Origin of the sequence: Cupriavidus sp. SIMBA_020, assembly GCF_046535395.1 — a bacterium.
Classification (GTDB): Bacteria; Pseudomonadota; Gammaproteobacteria; order Burkholderiales; family Burkholderiaceae; genus Cupriavidus; species Cupriavidus campinensis.
On record NZ_JAWRWU010000558.1, the window covers coordinates 1 to 273 of the forward strand.

Annotated in this window: 1 protein-coding gene; it reads left to right on the forward strand. The window is 69.2% G+C overall.

Annotated features, from left to right (window positions below):
- Positions 1-273, forward strand: a 273-nt coding sequence (locus SB751_RS30510) for a CoA transferase (protein ID WP_410749089.1), incomplete at both ends; no start/stop codon positions are given.

Below are 273 nucleotides of genomic sequence, written 5' to 3' on the forward strand. Positions count from 1 at the left end.
GCCGACATCGTGGTCGAAAACTTTCGCCCGGGCCTGCTCGAGAAGCTCGGCCTCGGCTACGACATCCTGTCGGCCGACAACCCCGGTCTCGTGATGGTGCGCCTGTCCGGCTACGGGCAGACGGGCCCGTACCGCGACCGGCCCGGCTTCGGCGCGATCGCCGAATCGATGGGCGGATTGCGTCACATCACCGGCTATCCGGATCTGCCGCCGCCGCGCATCGGCATCTCGATCGGCGACTCCATTGCCGCGCTGCACGGCGTGATCGGGGCG